This is a genomic window from Staphylococcus sp. HMSC36A10 (assembly GCF_001838845.1).
In the GTDB taxonomy this organism is placed as follows: domain Bacteria; phylum Bacillota; class Bacilli; order Staphylococcales; family Staphylococcaceae; genus Staphylococcus; species Staphylococcus aureus.
In genome coordinates this window covers 41,381-44,062 of sequence record NZ_KV839106.1, presented here as the reverse complement: position 1 = coordinate 44,062, position 2,682 = coordinate 41,381, and the positions used below count along the sequence as shown (strand labels likewise).

The 2,682-nt window shown below is 28.8% G+C and carries 3 protein-coding genes and 1 pseudogene; all 4 read left to right on the top strand.

Features of this window, described 5'->3' with window-relative positions; translation table 11 throughout:
• A pseudogene (gene lpl5 / locus HMPREF3247_RS07290) lies at positions 1-390 on the top strand (tandem-type lipoprotein Lpl5); the annotation flags it as partial.
• 31 nt (positions 391-421) lie between these two features.
• Positions 422-1,213, top strand: a complete 792-nt coding sequence (locus HMPREF3247_RS07285; protein ID WP_000456133.1) for a tandem-type lipoprotein — start codon at positions 422-424, stop codon at positions 1,211-1,213.
• Positions 1,214-1,264: 51 nt separating this feature from the next.
• Entirely contained in the window at positions 1,265-2,062 is a 798-nt protein-coding gene (locus HMPREF3247_RS07280) for a tandem-type lipoprotein (protein ID WP_000540315.1), read from the top strand.
• A 181-nt stretch (positions 2,063-2,243) separates the two neighbouring features.
• Positions 2,244-2,682: tandem-type lipoprotein (locus tag HMPREF3247_RS07275; protein ID WP_142349150.1), on the top strand; the 439-nt coding region annotated here is incomplete at its 3' end.

The following is a 2,682-nucleotide window of genomic DNA, read 5'->3' as shown; positions in this document are numbered from 1 at the left end:
TATAAAGTTGAAATGAAAAATAATAAAATTATCTTATTAGACAAGGTAGAAGATCCAAAACTAAAAAAGAGAATAGAAAACTTTAAATTTTTCGGACAATATGCAAATTTTAAGGATTTGGAAAATTACAACAATGGCGACGTGTCAATAAATTGGAATGTTCCAAGTTATGACGTGGAATATAAAATGAGCAATAAAGATGAAAATGTTAAACAATTAAGAAGTCGTTATAACATTCCTACTGATAAAGCTCCAATGTTAAAAATGCATATTGACGGGGACTTAAAAGGTAGTTCTGTTGGATATAAAAGGTTAGAAATAGATTTTTCAAAAGAAGATAGGGATATTTCAGTCATTGATTATTTAAGTTATAAGCCAGCGAAAAAATAGTACTGATAATTAAATATTAGGGTGTGAAGGAATGGAATATCTAAAAAGGCTTGCATTGTTCATAAGTGTTATTATTTTGACCATTTTTATAATGGGTTGTGATAGTCAAAGCGATACTGCAGAAAATCCAAAAGAAGGTTCAAAAGAAGCACAAATTAAAAAGAGTTTTGCGAAAACGTTAGATATGTATCCAATTAAGAATCTCGAGGATTTATATGACAAAGAAGGATATCGTGATGGCGAATTTAAAAAAGGTGATAAAGGGACGTGGACAATATCAACAGATTTTGCTAAAAGCAACAAACCAGGTGAAATGGATAGTGAAGGTATGGTGCTACATTTGAATAGAAATATGAGGACGGCAACTGGGCATTATACTATAAGAACAACTTATGATGAATTGGGTAAGATGACACGCGAAAAAAATTATCGTGTTGAACTTAAAAATAATAAGATAGTAGTTTTAGATAAAGTAGAAGATGTAAACCTTAAACATAAAATTGAAAATTTTAAATTTTTTAGTCAGTATGCAGATTTTAAAGATTTGAAAAATTATAAAAATGGAAGAATATCTATCAATGAAAATGTTCCGTATTATGAAGCAGAGTACAAAAGGAATAATAGTGATGGAAATGTAAAAAAACTTAGAGAAAAGTACCCAATTACAACCAAGCAGTCTCCAATATTAAAACTGCATATAGACGGAGATATTAAAGGTAGCTCAGTTGGATATAAGCAGATAGAGTACATGTTTTCTAAGGAGAAAGAGGATGAGACTTTTATGAGTGATTTTTTGAACTTCGGACCATCACATAGTAATTAGTAAATAAAACCAGGGGCATAAACTAATTTAAAACAAGAGAGAAGTGAAAAGATGGGATATTTTAAAAGAGTTTTACTTTATATAATTGTTATGGTTTTGAGTGTTTTTATAATAGGTTGTGATAAATCAAGCGATACTTCAGAAAAATCAAAAGGAGATTCAAAAGAAGCACAAATTAAAAAGAGTTTTGCAAAAACGTTAGACATGTATCCTACTGAAAATCTAGAAGACTTTTATGACAAAGAGGGATATCGAGATGGAAAATTTAAAAAAGGCGACAAAGGTACTTGGGTTATTAGATCTGAAATGACAACAGAACTGAAAAATGAAAATATGGTATCTAAAGGTATGGTCATACGTTTAAATAGAAATAGTAGAACATGCACTGGTGAATATTTTGTCAGGATAGTTAAAGAAGACAGTGAGGGCAAGGTATATAGTGATGAACGAAAATATCCAGTGAAAATGGAAAATAATAAAATCATTCCATTAAAACCAATCGATGATGAAAAAGTAAAAAAAGAAATTGAAGAATTTAAATTCTTTGTACAATACGGGAATTTCAAAGAATTGGAAAACTATAAAGACGGAGAAGTGACATATAACCCAGAAGCACCAATATACTCTGCACAATATCAATTGAAAAACAGTGATTACAATGTAGAACAATTACGTAAGCGATATAATATCCCGACGCAAAAAGCGCCTAAATTATTATTGAAAGGCTCAGGTAATTTAAAAGGTTCATCAGTCGGATATAAAAATATTGAATTTACCTTTGTTGAAAACAAGGAAGAAAATATTTACTTCACAGATAGTGTCTACTTTAATCCAAGCGAGGATAAATAAGTATAATTATTATTATAAAAAATGACGTTAGAACATTTAATAATAAAGTTAAATGAATTACATGTATTAAATTGAATAAGTTAGTTTTGTTTGATAACATAAAAGTTGAATAATCACTATTTTAATAAGTTATATGAAATATTCAAATGTTTATAAAATTAAAGCAGAGAGATGTGAAATGATGGAGTATATAAAAAAAATTGCTTTGTACATGAGTGTATTACTTTTAATCATTTTTATTGGGGGATGTGGAAATATGAAAGATGAACAGAAAAAAGAGGAACAAACGAATAAAACAGATTCAAAAGAAGAACAAATCAAAAAGAGTTTTGCGAAAACGTTAGATATGTACCCAATCAAAAATCTTGAAGATTTATACGACAAAGAAGGATATCGAGATGGCGAATTTAAAAAAGGTGACAAAGGGATGTGGACGATATACACAGATTTCGCTAAAAGTAATAAACCGGGTGAATTGGATGATGAAGGTATGGTTTTAAATCTGGATAGAAATACTCGAACGGCTAAGGGATATTATTTTGTTAAGAAATTTTATGAAAAGAATAAATTACCTGATAGAAAAAATTATAAAGTTGAAATGAAAAATAATAAAATTATCT